At 67.1% G+C, this 2,922-nt stretch carries 3 protein-coding genes; 2 read left to right on the forward strand and 1 reads right to left on the reverse strand.

The genetic code is table 11. The features are described 5' to 3' along the window. The coding region (locus tag BRAO375_RS24860) for a tetratricopeptide repeat protein (RefSeq protein ID WP_035642012.1) at nt 1-855 on the forward strand (855 nt) is incomplete at its 5' end. Between the two features lie 158 nt (nt 856-1,013). Then, complete coding sequence (locus tag BRAO375_RS24865; protein WP_035642016.1) at nt 1,014-1,805, forward strand: inositol monophosphatase family protein; 792 nt, start codon at nt 1,014-1,016, stop codon at nt 1,803-1,805. A gap of 247 nt (nt 1,806-2,052) precedes the next feature. Here the strand turns inward: BRAO375_RS24865 and BRAO375_RS24870 are convergent, their stop codons facing one another. Then, the gene (locus BRAO375_RS24870; RefSeq protein WP_009030212.1) at nt 2,053-2,655 is read right to left on the reverse strand and encodes an outer membrane protein; all 603 of its coding nucleotides are present in this window, start codon (nt 2,653-2,655) and stop codon (nt 2,053-2,055) included. Nucleotides 2,656-2,922 lie beyond the last annotated feature (267 nt).

Here is a 2,922-nt window from a genome sequence, read left to right on the forward strand (position 1 = left end):
CAGCCGGCGGCCAACGACCCCAATGTGGACCTGGTCTATGGCGCTTATCAGCGCGGCCAGTACAAGACCGCGTTCGACCTCGCCACGCCGCGGGCGCAGGCCGGCGATCCCAAGGCGATGGCGATGCTCGGCCAGCTCTATGAGAACGCTCAGGGCATCCGCCGTGACTATGAGAAGGCGGCGATCTGGTACAAGCGTGCCGCCGAGGCCGGCGATCGCGAGGCGATGTTCGCGCTGGCGATGATGCGGCTGGCAGGACGCGGCGGTCCCGTCGACAAGCCCGAGGCGGTCAAGCTGCTCGCTTCCGCCGCCAAGCTCGGCGAGCCGAAGGCGGCGTATAATCTCGCGCTGCTCTATCTCGACGGCCAGACGCTGCCGCAGGACCTCAAGCGCTCGGCTGAGCTGCTGCGCATGGCGGCGGATGCCGGCAATGCCGAGGCGCAATACGCGCTGGCGACCTTCTATAAGGAAGGAACCGGCGTGCCGAAGGATCTGGAGAAGGCCGCGCGCCTGCTGCAGGCCGCCGCGCTCGCCGACAATCTCGACGCCGAGGTGGAATACGCCATCGCGCTGTTCAACGGCACCGGGGTGCCGAAGGACCAGCAGGCCGCGATTGCGCTCCTGCGCCGGGCCGCCCGGCAGAACAGCCCAGTGGCCCAGAACCGGCTAGCCTGGGTGCTTTGGTACGGCATCTCCACGCCGCTGGACAAGATCGAGGCCTACAAGTGGCACCTGGTGGCCAAGACCGCCGGCAAGGGTGACCCCAAGCTGGAGGAGAAATTCGCCGACATGCCGCCCGAGGACCGCGCCAAGGGCGAGCAGGCTGCCAAGCGCTGGCTCGGCACTATCAAGTGATCGGCCGGCAATAGCCGGGCTGGCGTGATCCGCCGCTTCCGGCCTTGACGCGGCGGCCCCTTCAGGGCACCCACAGCCACCCCATTTTCATCCGCCTCCGCCCCCGCTACCGGCGAGGCGCGCACCGCAAGGTGCGGTCAGCCCAGCGCATCGAGCACATGATCCACTCCGCCCTCATCAATGTCATGGTCAAGGCCGCGCGCCGCGCCGGCCGCAACCTCAAGCGCGATCTCGGCGAGATCGAGCATCTGCAGGTGTCGCTGAAGGGACCGGCCAATTTCGTCTCGCGCGCCGACAAGAAGGCCGAGGAGATGCTGTACGAGGACCTCTCCAAGGCGCGTCCCGGCTACGGCTTCCTCGGCGAGGAAGGCGGCAAGCGCGAGGGCAGCGACAAGTCGCACACCTGGATCGTCGATCCGCTCGACGGCACCACCAACTTCCTGCACGGCATCCCGCAATTCGCGATCTCGATCGCGCTGCAGCGCGAGGACACCGTGATCGCCGGCGTGATCTACAATCCGGCCAATGACGAGCTGTACATCGCCGAGCGCGGCAAGGGCGCTTTCCTGAACGACCAGCGGCTGCGCGTCGCCGCCCGCAAGCAGCTGCACGAATGCGTCATCGCCTGCGGCCTGCCGCATATCGGCCGCGGCGACCACCAGCTGTTCCTGCGCGAGATGACCTCGCTGCAGGTCAAGGTCGCCGGTCTCCGCCGCTTCGGCGCCGCTTCTCTCGACCTCGCCTTCGTCGCCGCCGGCCGCTTCGACGCCTATTGGGAACGCGACCTGCAGCCCTGGGACATCGCCGCCGGCATGATCATGGTGCGCGAGGCTGGCGGCACCGTGTCGGGCATCGACGGCAAGGAGGATGCGCTGGCGACCGGGCACGTCGTGTGCGGCAACGAGATCATCCACCGCGAGTTGGTGAAGGTGCTGAAGGCGGCGGCGTAGTTCGATTCGGCGGCGCGGCGAGCCGCGTTCACAGAGTGGCGTTGCCCCACTCGCTCCCCACACCCGGTGTCGTCCCGGCCTTGAGCCGGGACCCATGACCACCGGCCGTCGTGATTGGGTGAGATGGGTCGACCAGGGTGCCTCAAACATCTCCCTGGGGTTATGGGTCCCGGATCTGCGCGCGCTTGTCCGGGACGACAGCAAGAATTGGGTTGACAGCGCCGCCCTATCGAGCCGCCCGAAAAAGCTACCGCCGCCCGCTGGTGAATGCCTGCGGCGTGGCGCCGGGCAATGCCGGGGAGTTGATGTCGCTGTCCATCCGGTCGGACGACTGGCCGGCGTAGCTGAAGCCGAGCGACAGGCTGACATTGGAGGTCGGCTTGAACTCGACGCCGCCGTTGATCGCGTAAGCCGGCGTCGAGCTCGAGCGCCCGTCGAACGTCGCGAACGGGCCGCCGAGGCCGGGCGTGACCTTCAGCGCCTCGAAGCCGCCATAGAAGCTGACGCCGCTCTTGAACGTGTAGCCGTATTGCGCTCCCTCGGTGGTGTAAGTGCCGAGCGAGCCGTAGCGGTTGACGATGCTGGGGCTGAGGCCGACACCGGCCAGGCTCGACCAGTTGCTGGACACGCTATAGCGCCGCGCGAAGAAGCCGCTGTCACGGCCATCGGCGGTGAAGCTCGGAAAATTGCCGTAGGAATCGAGGCTGCCGGAGTCGCTGAAGCCAACGGGCCAGCCGGGCAGCCAATACTTCACGGGGCCAGACTGGGCCTGAGCTGTGGAAGCGCCGAAGCCGAGCGAAACGAGCGCGAATGCGAATGCGAGAGCAGATTTGCGAGCGTACATCGACATGCCGTACCCGTTACAGGTCAGCGGAGCATACATGGACGGGTCCAGAAACTCCAGTCACGCGGATTGAAGTACCATGTCCGCCGCACCGGCGGCGCGCTCCCCTCCCCCTTGCGGGGAGGGGTTGGGGGTGGGGGTCCGCGAACTCCGAACGACGTGGAAGGCACACATCTTCGTGCGCCAAAGACGGAGCGAGCGGGGTGCCGTTCTCGTGAAGCCAGGTCGAGCGCGTGATGGGAGTAGATTTCATCACGTCGAGCGGGACTCGTG

The sequence above is a fragment of the Bradyrhizobium sp. ORS 375 genome, assembly GCF_000239775.1.
Lineage (GTDB): Bacteria > Pseudomonadota > Alphaproteobacteria > Rhizobiales > Xanthobacteraceae > Bradyrhizobium.

What these genes read in the sequence shown, in the direction of transcription:
- BRAO375_RS24865 (WP_035642016.1), top strand. Translation starts at nt 1,014, where the DNA reads ATGATCCACTCCGCCCTCATCAATGTCATGGTCAAGGCCGCGCGCCGC.
- BRAO375_RS24870 (WP_009030212.1), bottom strand. Translation starts at nt 2,655, where the DNA reads ATGTCGATGTACGCTCGCAAATCTGCTCTCGCATTCGCATTCGCGCTC.